Origin of the sequence: Faecalibacterium sp. IP-3-29, from assembly GCF_023347335.1 — a bacterium.
GTDB lineage: Bacteria > Bacillota > Clostridia > Oscillospirales > Ruminococcaceae > Faecalibacterium > Faecalibacterium duncaniae.
Genome location: NZ_CP094471.1, coordinates 2,775,990 through 2,792,534, shown reverse-complemented (window position 1 = coordinate 2,792,534; position 16,545 = coordinate 2,775,990). Strand labels below are relative to the sequence as shown.

Below are 16,545 nucleotides of genomic sequence, written 5' to 3'. Positions count from 1 at the left end.
TTGGCTCCTTTTTCCTGTAATAAAACGGGCCTTCGTACAGATAACCCCAAAAGGCAGGGGGGTCCCTGTGCGAAAGCCCAAAATCGACTTTGTTATTCTGATATCAATATAGCAGATAGCAGAAACACTGTCAAGAAGATTTACTGGTATTCCTTTTCCATTGAGAAGCCCCGGCCGCTGACTTCGGTCACGCGGCTGACGATGAGGAAACAGGCGGGGTCGATGGAATGGACCAGCTTTTCCAGCCGGGGCAGCTCCCGGTTGGAGATGACGCTGAGCAGCACTTCGCTGGGCTCGCCGGTGTAGCCGCCTTCGCCGTGGAGCACGGTCACGCCACGGTCGATCTCAGCCAGAATGGCGGTGCGGATCTCATCCGACCGGGTGCTGATGATCTTGACCTCGGTGCGGCTGTCGCCCAGCATCAGCATCTTGTCCATGACGATGGTGTGGGTGATGACCAGCACGATGCCGTAGAGCACCTGTTCCGGCTGGCTGAACGCCGCCTGCACCAGCAGGATGGCGATATCAAAGAGCATCATGGTGATGGACACCGGCCAGCGGAACCATTTCTGCAGCACCAGCGGGGGGATATCCATGCCGCCGGTGGAAGCGCCCGCCCGGATGACCATGCCCAGCGCAACGCCGATGCCCAGACCCGAGAAGATGGTGCAGAGGAAGATGTCCTCAGTCAGCACCCGGCCGTCCAGCAGCCGCTCAAACAGCCCCAGAAAGGCGGGGCTCAGCACGCTGCTGGCAAGGGTGTTCAGTGCGAACTTCCTGCCCAGCACCGCCCAGCCCCACACCAGCATGGACATGTTGAAGAGGAAGAGGAAACCGGAGACGGAAAGCCCCGTCAGCCGCCCGAAGGCCAGCGCGATGCCGGTGGCACCGCCCGTGATGAGCCCGGCGGGCTCCAGAAACAGGGCCACCGCCAGCGAATACAGTGCGTTGCCCAGGATGATAGCCAGACTGTTCAGCAAAAGCTGCTGCCAGCGACGAGTAGATTTCATAGCAGTACCTCCCATACTATCCTTATAATACAGGAAAACTTCAAGAAAATCCACCCGATGCTGTTGCTTCCCATCAGAACAGCGGGATTGATGTGGCTGCCAAGGGCTCCCCCTTTGGGGGAGCTGGCGCGAAGCGCCTGAGAGGGTGAGGCCGTTACTCCTCGTCCAGCAGCCGCAGGCCCGCCGTATCGGTCACGGGCAGGGAGAACACGATGGCTCCCGCCTTGGGGCCTGCCCCCTGCATGATGGCCTGCATGATCTGGTTTTTCAGGGTGGTGCGGGACACGATGAGCACCAGCTCCTTCTCGTTGACCAGATCCACCCCCATAAAGTGAGCGGCACCCTCCATGCCGGTGCCCTTTGCGTGGATGACGGTGCCGCCGCCAGCTCCGGCGGCGCGGGCTGCGTCCATGATGGAGCCGGTGTGGCCCTGATTGGCAATGACGAGCAGCAGCTCATAGCGGGTATCCTTCAAGGTGCTTTCCTCCTTCAGTGCAAAGGTCTGGTGTTCGGTCAGGAATTGCAGCGCCCGCTTGCCGCCGATGCTGCTGACCGGGATGATGAACGCGATGCCGGTGCCCGGCACATCAATGCGCATTTTGCGGCGCAGGTCTTTTTGCAGGCCGGGCCAGGTCTCGGCGGTGATCATGGCAAAGAGCACGGCCTTTTCGGTCTGCTCCAGCCCCAGGGTGGAAAGGGTCTCCCGCACCGCCGTGCCTGCACCCACCGTGCGCAGGCTGACCGTGATGCCGTGCTCCTCGTAAAGGGCCAGAAAGGCATCGGTGGAGTGGCGGTCGGTGATGGTGACGAGCCAGTATAAAGTATTCACAGCAGGACCTCCTTACAGCTCGATGATGGCATCATCCGGCAGGTCGGCAAAGGCCGGCACGGCGGCGGGCACAGGCTGTGCCTGCCGGGCCCGGCGCTGCTTGAGCTGGGCCATCAGACCCATGAGCTGCACCGTGATGAGGGGGGTCATGGCGACCATGGCCACCACGCCGAAGGCATCGGTGACGATATTGCCGCCCACAGCCACACAGGCACCCTGCGCCAGCGGCAGCAGGAAGGTGGCCGTCATGGGGCCGGAAGCAACGCCGCCCGCGTCAAAGGCGATGGCGGTGTAGAGCTTGGGCACCACGAAGGAGATGCCGATGGCAAAGGCGTAGCCCGGGATGAGGAACCACAGGATGGAGATGCCGGTGAGCACCCGCACCATGGCAAGACCCACCGAGAGGGAAACGCCTGCCGAGAGGGCTGCGCCCATGGTACTGGCGGAGATGGCACCGTCGGTCACTTCCTCCACCTGCTTGTTCAGTACATAGACGGCGGGCTCGGCCTTGACGATGAAGTAGCCGATGAGCATCCCGATGGGCACCAGCAGCCAGCGGAAGCTCTGGCCTGCCAGCACCTGACCCAGATAATTACCGGCTGGCATAAAGCCGATGTTTGCGCCTGCGAGGAATAGCACAAGACCGATATAAGTATAGGCAAGGCCCACGCCGATGCGGCCCAGCGTCCGCCGGTCGAGCCTGAGGGCCGCCAGCTGGAACACGCCGAACATGGCGATGATGGGCAGCAGGGAGGTGGCGATCTCCTTGATGTAGGTGGGCAGGCCCTCGTGGAAGAGCTGCCACAGCTCCACGGAATCGCTGACGTTGGGCAGGATGGGTGGAACGTAGGTGCTGTCGCTGGCCTGGAACGCAATGCCCAGAATGAGCACCGCCAGAATGGGGCCGATGGAACAGAGCGCCACCAGACCAAAGCTGTCGTCCGCGGCATGGCGGTCGGAACGGATGGCGGCCACGCCGACACCCAGCGCCATGATGAAGGGAACGGTGATGGGGCCGGTGGTCACACCGCCGGAATCAAAGGCCACGGAAAGAAATTCCTTTGGCACAAAGGCGGCCAGCACAAAGATGAGCCCGTAGAACACCACCAGCAGCTTGGGCAGGGCAATGCTCAGCAGCATACGCAGGAAGGCGACCACGAGGAACAGCCCCACGCCTGCCGCCACCGAGAGGATGAGGGTCATGTTGGGGATGGAGGGCACCTGATTGGCCAATACCTGTAAGTCGGGCTCCGAGATGGTGATGAGGAAGCCCAGCAGAAAGCCGACACCGATGATGAGCGGCACGCTCCGGCTTTTGGTGAGCATTGCGCCCACTCGCTCGCCCATGGGGCTCATGCTCATCTCCGCGCCCAGCGTAAAGAACATGATGCCCACAATGATCATAGCCGCGCCCAGCAGGAAGCAGAGCAGGATGCTGGGGGAGACGGGAGCAATGGAGAAGCAGAGCACCAGCACAATGGCCACGATGGGCAGCACCGCCTGAAGCGCTTCCAATAATTTTTCCCGCAGTTTGGGGATGGATGCCTTGAGAATAATGTCCACCGACCTTTCGAGAAAATATTTCCGCAGTGTACAAAACACATGCAGATATATGAATAGTATACCGAAAAACGGAAAAAGGGGTCAACTAAGAAACGGTAAAGATGGATAAATGGGCGCAAAATTTACAAATTGGAAATCAAATGGAAAACGATGAGAAATAAAACGCCCGGCGGGACAGACCAGCCGGGCGGGAAAAGCATTATTTGACTTCCTGTTTGCCCAGAACGTCTGAGGTGGGGGTCTGGAAGGTGGGGATGTCGGCGTAGGGATCGGGGGTCGTATCTGCAGGCAGGCTCTTCATGTACTTGTCCATGGATTCGGCCACCTGCTTGGCAATGGCCACGGCCTCGACCACGGTACGGGCACCCATAACGGCATCGCCGCCGGCAAACACGCCCTCGCGGGTGGTGCTGCCGTCCTCGCTGACGGTCAGCAGGCCCTTCTGGTTGGTCTCGATGCCGGTGGTGGTCTTGACGAGGTTGCTCTCCGAGCCCTGGCTCACCGAGACGATGACACCGGTGTGGGGGTAGAAGGTCTCGCTGCCCTCTACCTGCACGAACTTACCCTCTTCGTTCTTGACCGTGTCGCGGCAGATCAGGCCGTTTTCCCGGATCTCCACCGGGGCCTTGCAGAAGCGGAAGCCCACGCCCTCGAGCTTGGCATAGCTGACCTCGTACGCAGAGGCGCTGATGCAGCTCTCGTCCCGGCGGGCATAGCAGGTGACATGGCGGGCACCGTTGCGGATGGCGGTGCGGGCGCAGTCCATGGCCGAGTTGCCCACGCCGATCACGGCGATGTCGTCCCCCAGCCGGAAGGCCTTGGAGTTGGCCAGATAGTCGATGCCGAAGGCCACGTTGCCCAGGGTCTCGCCCTTGATGTGCATGGCGTTGGCCTTCCACAGACCGGCACCGATGAACACGCTCTTGTAGCCGTCGCGGAACAGGTCGTCGATGGTGATGGTCTTGCCGATGGTGGTGTTGGGCCGGACACGGATGCCCTTGAGCTCAAGGTGGCGGTACTGGAAATCGTCCAGCACGCTGTCGGGCAGGCGGTAGTTGGGGATGCCGTACCGCATCACGCCGCCGATCTTATCCCGGGCATCAAAAATGGTGATATCGTAGCCCCAGCGCGCCAGCAGCACGGCAATGGTCAGGCCGGCAGGGCCTGCACCCACCACGGCGGCCTTCATGCCGTTCTTGGGGGCGGGGCCCTTGGTCATCTTGTTGGCATAGGTGGTGGAGATATAGTCCTCGATGATGGAAAAGTGGACAGGATCGTGGCTGGGCATCCGGTTGCGGATGCAGTGGCCCTCGCACTGGTTCTCGTGGTTGCAGACCAGAGAGCAGACCGTGGTCAGGGGGTTGTTCTCAAACAGCATCCGGCCTGCGGCATCCAGCTCGTTTGCCTTGAGCAGACGGATGACCTCGGGGATGTTGGTGTGGATGGGACAGCCCTGCTGGCACATCGGCTTTTTGCAGCCGAGGCAGCGGTTGGCTTCGTCCAGAACGTGTAATGCCATGGAGTTCCTCCTCTTGTCCCACAGGCTGGGGACGCTTCGTTGTATCCAATACTATCATTATGATACACCGAACCGTTGCCGGGATACAAGTGTGGAAATGTAAAAATTTCAGGAGAAAATTTTGCTATTTCGTCAAAAAGATAATTTTTTGACGAAGTACACCCCCCATCGGCTCCGGCTTTTTACGACACAGCGCGCCAAAATCACAGGCCCGCAGCTGAGCGTCCACCACCGCCCGGCAGGGGGCGTTCTGTTCGGCCAGCCGTGCAAGGGAGTGGGACACCGGCAGTGCGGCAGCCTTCAGGAGGGGAAGGGCATCCTTCTGCGCCCCCAGCAGGTGGAGATAGGGCGGCAGGGCGGGGAAGGCATCGGCAGGATAGTCCAGAGCGGCATCCATGGCCAGGCGGCGCATCCGTGCCCGTGGATAGCGCACGGTGGTCAGGCTGTCCAGCAGCTCCGCATGGGTGGTGCTGGAACGCACGGCGGCTTCCAGCCGGTGCTCCAGACCTTCCGAAATGCCCCGCACCTGGGCAAACGGCGCGGTTCCTGCGCACCGGCTGCGCAGAAGCGCCAGCTGACAGCGCTGGGCGGCCGCAAGATCGGTGTACTGCCCGGCGGCAAAGGCTTCCCGGTAGAGCGGCAGGACTTCCACCGGAACATAGGGAGCAGCGGCATCAGCTCCGCCGTTCTGCCAGAGCGTGCGCAGGGCGCTGGCACTGGCAAACTGCCCCCCTGTTTCGGTCAGGGCCTGCCCATGACCGGCACCCTGCCGGGGCAGGGGGATCGGCACCAGCGCAGCCCCCAGCTCCAGAATAGCCTTGCAGTATTCCACGGCCAGATTGTTGTTGGGCTTGTCCAGCAGGGCGGCAAGGCCGGTGCCCGGGCAGACTGCTTCCACCGCTGCCTGCCGGGCTGCCGCAAAGCTGCGGGCCCCGGCGGCAAGCCGGGCCTTGAGGGCGGTGCGGTATTCCGCGCCGGAGAGCACCCGGGCGGCTTCCATCAGAAGCGCCGCATCCGGGGTCTCGGCTCCGAACACCAGAGCGTCGCACCCGGCGGCGGCCAGCAGCTGCACCCCGGCCCGGGCAAAGCATTCCGCCCCGGAACAAGCATAAGGAGCGGGCAGGGCGAACACGAGGTCGGCCCCGCAGGTCAGCGCGGCCTGCACCCGCACGCTTTCGGGCAGCAGGGGCAGCGCGCCCCGCTGGGTCAGCCCGCAGCTCATGGCCACCGCCACCCGCTGAGCACCCAGTGCCTTTGCCTGCTGCAGCTGCCAGGCGTGGCCGTTGTGGAAGGGATCGTATTCGGCAATGATCCCGGCGAGCTTATACATTGTGAAATTTATATCGTTCATACAGAAATAACCTGTGTCTCTTTCCATTTGTGGGCAGGGTGTACAAAAAAGCATGGATACTTTGTGGAACCCTTTGCCCGGTTGCGGCTTGAAAACCCTTGGAACCTATTATATAATATTTCTAGGAATCTGTAAAATTCTGTCCGCATCTGCGAACCGAAAAGAATATGGAGGCACAAGAAGATGAAAGTTCTGGTTATTAACTGCGGCTCTTCCTCCCTGAAGTATCAGCTGATCGATATGGACGGCGAGAAGGTGCTGTGCAAGGGCCTGTGCGAGCGCATTGGCATGGAAAGCAGCATGATCACCCACGAGGCCAACGGCCACAAGGCCACCACCCCGGCGATCTTCCCCACCCACACCGAGGCTTTTGCTGAGGTCGTGAAGAAGATGACCACCGGCGAGGGCAAGTGCATCGACGATGTCAGCGAGATCAACGCCATCGGCCACCGCGTTGTCCACGGCGGCGAGAAGTTCAAGGCCAGCTGCCTGATCACCGATGAAGTCATCAATACCCTCCGGGAGCTGAGCCCCCTGGCCCCCCTGCACAACCCCGCAGGCATCCTGGGCATTGAGGCTGCACGCAAGGTGTTCGGCAACATCCCCATGGTCGCTGTGTTCGATACCGCTTTCCACAGCACCATGCCCCCGAAGGCTTATATGTACGCCATTCCCTACGAGTACTATGAGAAATACGGTGTCCGCCGTTACGGCTTCCACGGCACCAGCCACAAGTATGTTGCATACAAGGCTGCCGAGTACCTGGAGGAGCCCATTGAGCGCCTGAAGCTGATCACCTGCCACCTGGGCAACGGTTCTTCCATTGCCGCTGTGGACCAGGGCAAGGTCGTGGATACCTCCATGGGCATGACCCCGCTGGCCGGCCTGATGATGGGCACCCGCTGCGGCGACCTGGACCCCTCTGTGGTCAACTACCTGAAGTACACCCTGAACATCACCGGCCACGAGCTGGACGAGATCCTGAATAAGAAGTCCGGCCTGCTGGGCATCTCCGGTGTCTCCAGCGACAAGCGCGATGTGGAGGAGGCAGCTGCTGCAGGCAACAAGCGCGCACAGCTGGCTTCTGACATGCTGAACTACCAGATCAAGAAGACCATCGGCAGCTACATTGCCGCCATGGGCGGCGTGGATGCCATCGTCTTTACCGGCGGCATCGGCGAGCATGATGCTGCTGCCCGTGCAAAGATCTGCCACCACATGGATTGGCTGGGAATCCGCATCGATACCGACAAGAACAAGCACATCCAGGGCGATGTCTGTGAGATCACTGCCTGGGGCGCAAAGGTCCGCACGCTGGTCATTGCTACCGATGAGGAGCTGATGATCGCCCGCGACACCAAGGAAGTTGTCGAGAAGTAAGCCGTTTGTATTTTACGCGGTTTTTACAATGCAATAAAAAAGGGAACGCGCTTTTGAATGGGGGCGCGTTCCCTTTTGCTGTTTTCCGGGGCGCAAACCCTGTCTAATTGGGCCGAATGCACAAAAATGAAGCCGAAGGTTTGTTTTTTGGTTGACAAATCAAAAAAAGAACGGTACAATAGAGAAGTCCTCAACCAGAGGATGTTCTATCATTCAAGCCCCTGGTAGCTTACGATCAGCGCGATGGTCCCTAAAAACCAAAGGTATGGTTACAATCCTTCCGCGGGCAAGAACTAAACAAAGAGGAGATACTACTATGTTCGAAGACAAGACTTTAGTTTGCAAAGACTGCGGCAAGGAGTTTGTTTGGACTGCTGGTGAGCAGGAGTTCTACGCATCTCGCGGCTTTGAGAACCAGCCCCAGCGCTGCAAGCCCTGCCGTGACGCTCGCAAGAACGGCGGCGCACGCAGCAACAGCGGTGAGCGCCAGATGTTCGATGCTGTCTGCGCAGCTTGCGGCAAGGCTTGCAAGGTTCCCTTCCAGCCCCGTGAGGACCGTCCGGTCTACTGCTCCGACTGCTTCGCTCGTATGAAGCAGAACTAAGCGCTGATTTTTAAATCTGAAGCTTGGCCCCCGCTGTCGCAAGATGGCGGGGGCTTTTTGTGTGGAAAGAGGACGCAAAACCTCTCCGTCATTGCTTCGCAATGCCACCTCCCCTAACGAGGGGAGGCCTTGGCATTCCACGCAAAGTTTCCGGTTTCGCCAGAGGCTCCCCTACCAGGGGAGCTGGCGAGCGTAAGCTCGACTGAGAGGTTGTACAAAGATGAGGCTTAAAATTTGTAAGAAGTCTTGCAAAAATACCTAGTAATAGGGTATAGTATATACGAATGGTCTGTTTGACCACGAAAACACCCACAACAGAAAGGAAATCCCATCATGTTTGATATTTTTAATATGCTCAAGAAGAACGAGGAGAACAAGACGATGCAGGTGACCCGCGAGACCATCATTGGCGATATTCTGGATATGGATCAGACCACCGCTCCCTATTTTATGGAGATCGGTATGCACTGCCTGGGCTGCCCCGCTTCCCGCGGCGAGACCATTGCCGAGGCCTGCGAGGTCCACGGTGTGGACTGCGACGAGCTGCTGGAGAAGCTGAACGCCCATCTGGCTTCCAAGAAGGCCTGAGTGCTCCCCACACTGGATGCGCGTCTGACCGCCGCCGCCGAGCTGGTGCTGCCGGGCAAGCCGGTGGCCGACATCGGCTGTGACCACGGCAAGCTGACAGCGGTGCTGGCGGCCTCGGGAAAATACCCCCGGGTCATCGGGGCCGATCTGCGCCCCGGCCCGCTGGCAAAGGCAGAACAGACGCTGGAACATGCAGGATGCAGAGACCGCGTTGAGCTTCGGCTCGGCGACGGTCTTTCTGTGTTGTCTGCGGGCGAGGTGGGAACCATTGTGCTGGCGGGCGTTTCGGCACAGACCACCTGGGAGATCATCGAACAGGCCCCGTGGGTGTCGCAGGTCGGCGGGCCCCGGCTGGTGATGGTGCCGGCCACCCGCCACAGCGAGCTGCGCCGCTGGCTGTGGGAACACGGCTTTGCGCTGGCGGCAGACCGCCCCGTGCAGGCGGCGGGCCGCTGGTACGCCGTGATGGCTGCCGAGTACACCGGCGAGGTGCGCACTCCCACCTTTACCGAGTGCCTGTTCGGCAGAACAGCCGAATGGCCCGAGGGGGCAGGATATGCCGCCTGGCAGAAGGCCAAGCTCCCCCGTTTCCGGCTGGGCGTGCCGGATGGGACGGAGCTGGCAGAGGAGATCGATAAATTGTTAGATGGCTCGCCCTCTCAGACTCGCTGACGCTCGCCAGCTCCCCCAAAGGGGGAGCCCTTGGCAAAACCGGAAACTTTGTGGGGATTGTCAAAACCTCGCCCTTCGGGAGAGGTGGCATTGCGCAGCAATGACGGAGAGGGTGAGGCTGCTGAAATTGGAGGTACAGCTTTATGGCTACAACCAATGATATTTACGCTGAAATGCAGCGCTATGCGCCGCTGGAACTGGCAGAGAGCTGGGATAACCCCGGCCTGCTGGTGGGCTGCGGCCGTGAGGTGTCCCGGGTGCTGGTAACGCTGGACATCACCCCCGAGGTGGTGGAGGAAGCTGCGGCCGGGGGCTGCGAGCTCATCGTGTCCCACCACCCGGTCATCTTCAGCCCGCTGAAAAAGCTGACCCCCCGGGATGTATCCTTCCAGCTGGTGCAAAAGGGCATCTCTGCCATCTGTATGCACACCAATCTGGATGCCGCCGAGGGCGGCGTGAACGAGGTGCTGGCGGGCATCTTCGGGATGCGGGACTGGGAAGTGTTTGCCGATGGCTGCGGCCGGGTGGGCGAGGTTGAGCCCATCACGGTGCCGGAGCTGGCCCGCAAGGCGCAGGCTGTGCTGGGCGGGCGGTGCAACCGGCCCCGGAGCGGCCCTGCGGTGCAGGTCAAGTTTGCAGATACCGGCAGGACCGTAAAGCGGCTGGCGGTCATCAGCGGCGCGGGCGGAAGTATGTTCGAGGATGCCCTTGCCGTGGGGGCGGACTGTCTGCTGACCGGCGAGGCCAACCACCACGCGGCCATAGATGCCGTGCGTCTGGGGCTGTCGCTGGTGGCGGCGGGGCACTACGCCACCGAGTTCCCGGTGTGTGCAGCCATCGCTGACCGTCTGCACGCTGCGTTCCCGGAGCTGGAGGTGCGGGTGAGCGGAGAGAACAGAGATCCGTTTACTTATATATAAAGGAGACGGATTAAACCTCTCAGGCGCTTTGCGCCAGCATACGGGTTGCGGCTCCCAGCATCCACTTCGTGCAAAGGATTGCACTCGTGTCCTGCTGGCCGCGGCCCCAACAACTCCTCCCTTCATCCGCCACTGGCGGCGGTCGTCGTCGTTGCCTAGTAGGGGAGCCCTTGGCAAAACCGGAGCGTTTTGCGTAAACGAATAAGAGATTCTATCAGAGAAACAGGTGATTATAAGATGGCACTTGATGCCGCGACGCTGGCGCTGACGGCTGGGGAGCTGAAACAGACCCTGACCGATGCGAAGATCGCAAAAATATTTGAACCCACCCGCGATGAACTGGTGCTGACTCTGCGCACCCGCACCGAGACCTATGCGCTGCTGCTCTCGGCACGCAGCGGCTCGGCCCGGGTCTGCCTGACCGAGGAGAGCTTCGAGAACCCCGAGACACCGCCCTCCTTCTGCATGCTGATGCGCAAGCATCTGACCGGCGGCAAGCTGCTGGATGTGCGGATGGAGCCGGGTGACCGCATCGTGTACTTTACCTTCCAGTGTACCAACGAGATGGGTGACCTGGTGCAGAACATCCTCTGCGCCGAGCTGATGGGCCGCTACTCCAATCTGGTGCTGGTGCAGAACGGCAAGATCATCGATGCCCTCAAGCGAGTGGATTTTGAGGACAGCGATGTCCGGCAGCTGCTGCCGGGCCTGCCCTACACCATCCCGCCCAAACCGGCCCGCCCCGACTTTTTGCAGGTGAGCGCCGCATCTATCGTGGCGGCGGCCTGTGAGCGGGATCTGCCTGTGGCCGATGCCCTGAACAAGACCGTGGCCGGTGTCGGCCCGGTGGTCTGCCGGGAAGCCGCCTGGCGCGCCTTCGACGGGGAACACCTGCTGGCCAACGAGCTGGACGATGCGCAGAAGCGGAAGCTGATGGCCGCCATTGATGAGCTGAAGGAGCTCCACCACAACGGCGGCTGTCCCTGCAGCGTGACTGCCCCGGACGGCAAGCCGGTGGAGTTCACCTTCTTCCGGCCCCTGCAGTACGGCGATACCTATACTATAAAAGAGTGGCCGTCCTTCAACGCCCTGCTCGAGGGCTACTATGCCGAGAAGGACCGCGCCGAGCGCCTGCGCACCAAGAGCAAGGAGCTGCACAAGGCCGTGCACAACATGTACGAGCGTGCGGTCCGCAAGCAGGCCGCACGGCAGGAGGAGCTGGCCGCCAGCGGCAAGAGCGAGAAGCTGCGGCTCTACGGGGAGCTGCTCTCGGCTAACCTCTACATGGCCCAGAAGGGAATGAAGAGCATCACCGTGCCCAACTGGTACGACGAGGGCAGGGAAGTGACCATTCCGCTGGACCTGCGGTTTAGCCCCAGCCAGAACGCCCAGAACTTCTTCAAGAACTACAAGAAGAAACAGACCGCCGCCCGGATGCTGGTAGACCTGCTGGCAGAGGGGGAAAAGGAGATCGCCTATCTGGAAACCGTACTCTATGAGGTGGAGACCGCCGCCGGTGAGGCGGCACTGAACGAGATCCGGGCAGAGCTCAAGAGTCAGGGCTACCTGAAATACTACAAGCAGCGCGACAAGCGTCAGAAGCCTGCCGACTTCCTGCGCTTTACCTCCAGCGATGGCTTTGAAATTCTTGTGGGCCGCAACAACGCCCAGAACGACAAGCTGACCCTCCACACCGCCCGGGGCAAGGACCTCTGGTTCCACGTCCAGAAGGCTCCCGGCAGCCATGTGGTCGTGATGAGCCGGGGCGAGGATATCCCGGACACCACCCGGCAGGAGGCCGCCGAGCTGGCCGTGATCTATTCCAGCGCCTACAAGGCCGGGACCGGTGCCAAGGTGGCGGTAGACACCACCGAGGTGAAGAACATCTGGAAAGCCAACGGCGCAAAGCCCGGCATGGTTCTGTATGAGGTGTACACCACCGTCTACATCACGCCCCGGGATGGGCTGGAAGAACAGCTGAAACAGAAAAAGTAAAGAATGACCCTCTCCGTCAAAGCCTGCGGGCCCTGACGGAGAGGGTCTTTTTGTATAAAGCGCCCCATTCCGGTGCATCCTGAGAGGCGGGGGAGTTTTCCACGCGAAAACGTGGAACGCGGTATGCAAAATGCACAAAAAATGCGCCAAAAGACCGTGCGGAGAAAATAAAAAAGAAAAATACGATTTTTTTGAAAAAACACTTGCCAAATGCACGAAGATGTGATAAAATATCTCTCGGCTGCAAAGGGCTTGTGCGATACAAGTCGTGCAGGCCAGCGATATGCGTAGATGCGGGAGGTTGTCATCCGGCAATAGTCGTGATGGGTTATTTCCGCGGAGTATGTCCGATCTTAGAACCGGGCGAAAAAATTACTGACAGCGATGGAATACGTTCCCTCGGCGGGGTAACCTGCGAAACGGGTGGAACCAATGTTCGGATTTGATTTGCTAATATATCTCCGGGAGAACTGCCAGGCGGTTCACCGGTTTTTCTAGTGCCAAATCGAGGAACACCCGGAACTGTGTAGAGCAATTTATCGGCTCGCCTAGGGCAAAATCAATTTTTTCAGGAGGCGTAAGCAATGGCAGTCAAAGAGAAAATCAGAATCCGTCTGCAGAGCTATGATGCTCAGCTGATCGATGCCGCAGCAGAGAAGATCGTGGAGACCGCAAAGCACACTGGTGCCCGCGTGTCCGGCCCCATCCCCCTGCCCACCGATCGTGAGATCGTTACCGTTCTGCGCGCTACCCACAAGTACAAGGATAGCCGCGAGCAGTTCGAGAGCCGCACTCATAAGCGTCTGATCGACATTCTGAAGCCGTCCAACAAGACGGTCGAGGCTCTGATGAGCCTCCAGCTCCCCGCTGGCGTGGACATCGAGATCAAGCTGTAACAGCTGATCCAAGCGATGCTCCTCGTTTCCCGAGGGGTCATGTTGGCGGTGACGTGCGCCGCCAACCAATAACCTTTACAGGAGGAAAAGAAAATGGTTAAAGGCATTATCGGCAAGAAAGTCGGTATGACCCAGCTGTTCGATGAGAACGGCAAGGTTATTCCCGTAACTGTCATCGAGGCTGGTCCCTGCACCGTGGTGCAGAAGAAGACCGTCGAGAGCGATGGTTACCAGGCTGTCCAGCTGGGCTTCGGCGAGGTTTCCGCCAAGAAGGTCAACAAGGCAGCTGCAGGTCACTTCAAGAAGGCAAACGTTGCCCCCAAGAAGACCCTGCGCGAGTTCCGTCTGGAAGATGTTTCCGCAATGAACGTTGGCGACGTGCTGAAGGCTGATGTCTTCGCAGCAGGCGACAAGGTTGACGTTGCAGGCGTTTCCAAGGGCAAGGGCTACCAGGGCGTTATCAAGCGCTTTGGCCAGCACCGTCTGCGTGAGAGCCACGGCACCGGCCCTGTTGCTCGTCATGCAGGTTCTATGGGCGCTATTTCCAACCCCTCTCGTGTGTTCCCCGGCAAGCGCCTGCCCGGTCACATGGGCTTTGTGCGGGTCACCGTGCAGAACCTGACCGTTGTCAAGGTTGACACCGAGAACAATCTGATCGCTGTCAAGGGTGCGGTTCCCGGCTCCAAGGGCACCATCGTCACTCTGGCCAACAGCGTGAAGGCGTAAGGAGGAAAGCTACAATGGCAAAGTTTAATGTAGTCGATATGAACGGTCAGCACGTTAGCGAGATCGAGCTTTCCGACGCCGTGTTCGGTATCACCCCGAACGAGAAGGCTGTCCACATTGCTGTGGTGAACTTCCTGGCCAACCAGCGTCAGGGCACCCAGAACACCAAGATCCGCATGGAAGTTTCCGGCGGCGGCAAGAAGCCCTGGCGTCAGAAGGGCACCGGCCACGCTCGTCAGGGCTCCATCCGTGCTCCCCAGTGGACTCACGGCGGCGTTGCTCTGGGCCCCAAGCCCCGCAGCTACAACTACCACATCAACAACAAGGTCAAGCGCCTGGCTCTGCTGAGCGTTCTGTCTGACAAGGCTGCCAATGGCAACATGGTCGTTGTTGATAAGTTCACCTGCGACGAGTACAAGACCAAGGCTGTGGTTGCAATGCTGAACGCTGTTGGCGCTGGCAAGAAGAACCTGCTGGTCAACGAGACCGTCGATGCAAAGTTCGTCAAGAGCGCTGGCAACATTGCCGGTGTCAAGACCACCTTTGCAGGCAGCGTGAACACCTACGATGTGCTGAACGCCGACAAGCTGATCATCAGCGTCGACGCAGCGAAGAAGCTCGAGGAGGTGCTTGGCTAATGAAAACCGCACATGATATCATCCTGAAGCCGGTCATTACCGAGAACTCCATGGCTGGCATCGCTGATAAGAAGTACACCTTCAAGGTTGCTACTGATGCCACCAAGGTCGAGATCGCTCAGGCTGTCGAGACCCTGTTCCCCGGCGCTAAGGTCGCTAAGGTCAACACCATTTCCGTGCGTGGCCGCTTCCGCCGCCAGGGCATGCATGCTGGTTACACTGCCGCTTCCAAGAAGGCAATCGTGACCCTGACCAAGGACTCCAAGGAAATCGAGTTCTTCAACAGCATGGTCTAAACCGAACCCGCCGAGGGTTCCTCTATGGGGATATGACCCCGATAATAATTCATAAGATAAACAAAGGAGAATAGCACAATGGCTATCAAGAAGTATGGCCCCACTACTCCGGGCCGCCGCGGCATGACCGTCACGGATTACAGCGTCCTGAGCAAGGTCGCTCCCGAGCGCAGCCTGCTGGAGCCCATGAAGAAGCACAGCGGCCGCAACAACACCGGTCGTATCACCGTCCGCCACCAGGGCGGCGGCAACCGCACCAAGTATCGTGTCATCGACTTCAAGCGTCAGAAGACCGATATCCCCGCTACCGTCAAGACTCTCGAGTATGATCCGAACCGCAGCGCATTCATCGCTCTGGTCGAGTACACCGATGGCGTTAAGAGCTACATCATTGCTCCCGATGGCCTGAAGGTGGGCGATGTGGTCATCAGCAGCAAGTCTGCCGACATCAAGCCCGGCAACTGCCTGCCCTTCGAGAACATCCCCGTTGGTACCATCATCCACAACATCGAGCTGTATCCCGGCCGCGGCGCTCAGCTGGTTCGTTCCGCTGGCAACATGGCTCAGCTGATGGCTAAGGAGAATGGCTACGCTCTGGTTCGTCTGCCCTCCGGTGAGATGCGCAACGTGCCCGTGAACTGCACCGCAGTTGTGGGCCAGGTTTCCAACATCGACCACGAGAACGTCAACCTGGGCAAGGCCGGCCGTAAGCGCCACATGGGCGTTCGTCCCGGCAGCCGTGGTACCGTTATGAACCCCTGCGACCACCCCCACGGCGGTGGCGAGGGCCGCGCACCTGTTGGTCACTCCGGTCCTATGACTCCCTGGGGCAAGCCCGCTCTGGGTCTCAAGACTCGCAAGCATCATAAGCGCTCCGATAAGCTCATCGTGAAGCGTGCAGGTAAGTAAGAGAGGAGTTTAAGACAATGGGTAGAAGCATTAAAAAAGGACCTTTCGTCCAGGCTGCTCTTCTGAAGCACGTTGAAGCAATGAACGCTTCCGGCAAGAAGCAGGTCATCAAGACCTGGAGCCGCGCCTCCACGATCTTCCCCGAATTCGTTGGTCACACCTTTGCCGTTCACGACGGCCGCAAGCATGTGCCTGTGTATGTGACTGAGGACATGGTTGGCCACAAGCTGGGTGAGTTCGTTCCCACCCGTACCTTCAAGGGCCACACCGGTAATTCTAAATAATAGAGGGAGGAACACAACATGGAAGCTCGGGCAATTCTTCGTTATGCCCGCATTAGTCCCCGTAAGGTGTCTATCGTTATGGACCTGATCCGTAACAAGCCCCTGGACGAAGCGCTGGCAATCCTGCAGTACACCCCGAAGGCCGCTTGTGAGCCCCTTCTGAAGCTGGTGAAGTCTGCAGCCGCTAATGCGGAAAACAACTTCAATATGGACAAGAACAATCTGTACGTTGCTGAGTGCTACGTGTGCCCCGGCCCCACGCTGAAGCGCATGATGCCTCGTGCACAGGGCCGCGGCTACCGCATCCTGAAGCGCACCAGCCACATGACCGTTGTTCTGAAAGAGAAAGAGTAAGGAGGGAAAAC

General features: G+C 59.6%; 18 protein-coding genes. 13 read left to right on the top strand and 5 right to left on the bottom strand.

Annotated elements, in window-relative coordinates:
- Positions 1-140: 140 nt before the first annotated feature.
- The 5 genes from MTP40_RS13360 to MTP40_RS13340 all read right to left on the bottom strand — a co-directional run bounded on the left by MTP40_RS13360 (position 141) and on the right by MTP40_RS13340 (position 6,272).
- Positions 141-1,010, bottom strand: coding sequence for a YitT family protein (locus tag MTP40_RS13360; protein WP_179859154.1), 870 nt, complete (start codon positions 1,008-1,010; stop codon positions 141-143).
- Between the two features lie 154 nt (positions 1,011-1,164).
- Positions 1,165-1,839 carry a P-II family nitrogen regulator gene (locus MTP40_RS13355; RefSeq protein ID WP_097786494.1) on the bottom strand — a complete coding sequence of 225 codons (675 nt, stop codon included), beginning with the start codon at positions 1,837-1,839 and terminating at the stop codon, positions 1,165-1,167.
- A 12-nt stretch (positions 1,840-1,851) separates the two neighbouring features.
- Positions 1,852-3,402 (bottom strand): DUF1538 domain-containing protein, encoded by a 1,551-nt coding sequence (locus MTP40_RS13350; RefSeq protein ID WP_249259522.1) that lies wholly within the window; start codon positions 3,400-3,402, stop codon positions 1,852-1,854.
- Between the two features lie 199 nt (positions 3,403-3,601).
- A complete protein-coding gene (locus MTP40_RS13345; RefSeq protein WP_249259521.1) occupies positions 3,602-4,921 on the bottom strand; it encodes an NAD(P)-dependent oxidoreductase in 1,320 nt (439 codons plus the stop codon).
- A 124-nt stretch (positions 4,922-5,045) separates the two neighbouring features.
- On the bottom strand, positions 5,046-6,272 hold the full coding sequence (locus tag MTP40_RS13340) for a nucleotidyltransferase family protein (RefSeq protein ID WP_249259520.1): 1,227 nt from the start codon (positions 6,270-6,272) through the stop codon (positions 5,046-5,048).
- A 183-nt stretch (positions 6,273-6,455) separates the two neighbouring features.
- Between MTP40_RS13340 and MTP40_RS13335 the strand changes: the two genes are divergently transcribed.
- The 13 genes from MTP40_RS13335 to rplV all read left to right on the top strand — a co-directional run bounded on the left by MTP40_RS13335 (position 6,456) and on the right by rplV (position 16,534).
- On the top strand, positions 6,456-7,652 hold the full coding sequence (locus tag MTP40_RS13335; protein ID WP_156182136.1) for an acetate/propionate family kinase: 1,197 nt from the start codon (positions 6,456-6,458) through the stop codon (positions 7,650-7,652).
- Between the two features lie 316 nt (positions 7,653-7,968).
- Positions 7,969-8,256: a zinc-ribbon domain containing protein gene (locus MTP40_RS13330; protein ID WP_005921120.1), complete on the top strand. Its 288-nt coding sequence runs from the start codon at positions 7,969-7,971 to the stop codon at positions 8,254-8,256.
- A 333-nt stretch (positions 8,257-8,589) separates the two neighbouring features.
- Complete coding sequence (locus MTP40_RS13325; protein WP_005934504.1) at positions 8,590-8,844, top strand: DUF1858 domain-containing protein; 255 nt, start codon at positions 8,590-8,592, stop codon at positions 8,842-8,844.
- Positions 8,845-9,516, top strand: a complete 672-nt coding sequence (locus MTP40_RS13320) for a class I SAM-dependent methyltransferase (RefSeq protein WP_249259519.1) — start codon at positions 8,845-8,847, stop codon at positions 9,514-9,516.
- 143 nt (positions 9,517-9,659) lie between these two features.
- Complete coding sequence (locus MTP40_RS13315) at positions 9,660-10,436, top strand: Nif3-like dinuclear metal center hexameric protein (protein WP_249259518.1); 777 nt, start codon at positions 9,660-9,662, stop codon at positions 10,434-10,436.
- A 237-nt stretch (positions 10,437-10,673) separates the two neighbouring features.
- The gene (locus tag MTP40_RS13310; protein ID WP_249259517.1) at positions 10,674-12,431 is read left to right on the top strand and encodes an Rqc2 family fibronectin-binding protein; all 1,758 of its coding nucleotides are present in this window, start codon (positions 10,674-10,676) and stop codon (positions 12,429-12,431) included.
- A gap of 584 nt (positions 12,432-13,015) precedes the next feature.
- The gene (rpsJ, locus tag MTP40_RS13305) at positions 13,016-13,327 is read left to right on the top strand and encodes a 30S ribosomal protein S10 (protein ID WP_005934923.1); all 312 of its coding nucleotides are present in this window, start codon (positions 13,016-13,018) and stop codon (positions 13,325-13,327) included.
- 93 nt (positions 13,328-13,420) lie between these two features.
- Positions 13,421-14,053 (top strand): 50S ribosomal protein L3, encoded by a 633-nt coding sequence (gene rplC, locus MTP40_RS13300; protein WP_097771303.1) that lies wholly within the window; start codon positions 13,421-13,423, stop codon positions 14,051-14,053.
- Between the two features lie 14 nt (positions 14,054-14,067).
- Positions 14,068-14,691, top strand: coding sequence for a 50S ribosomal protein L4 (gene rplD / locus MTP40_RS13295; protein WP_005934920.1), 624 nt, complete (start codon positions 14,068-14,070; stop codon positions 14,689-14,691).
- Entirely contained in the window at positions 14,691-14,987 is a 297-nt protein-coding gene (rplW, locus tag MTP40_RS13290) for a 50S ribosomal protein L23 (protein WP_005934919.1), read from the top strand. The genes rplD and rplW overlap by 1 nt, the downstream gene beginning before the upstream one ends.
- A gap of 78 nt (positions 14,988-15,065) precedes the next feature.
- Positions 15,066-15,896 (top strand): 50S ribosomal protein L2, encoded by an 831-nt coding sequence (gene rplB / locus MTP40_RS13285; protein ID WP_097771302.1) that lies wholly within the window; start codon positions 15,066-15,068, stop codon positions 15,894-15,896.
- Between the two features lie 17 nt (positions 15,897-15,913).
- A complete protein-coding gene (rpsS, locus tag MTP40_RS13280; RefSeq protein ID WP_005934915.1) occupies positions 15,914-16,180 on the top strand; it encodes a 30S ribosomal protein S19 in 267 nt (88 codons plus the stop codon).
- An 18-nt stretch (positions 16,181-16,198) separates the two neighbouring features.
- Positions 16,199-16,534 (top strand): 50S ribosomal protein L22, encoded by a 336-nt coding sequence (rplV, locus tag MTP40_RS13275; protein ID WP_005921882.1) that lies wholly within the window; start codon positions 16,199-16,201, stop codon positions 16,532-16,534.
- The last annotated feature ends 11 nt before the right edge of the window (positions 16,535-16,545 follow it).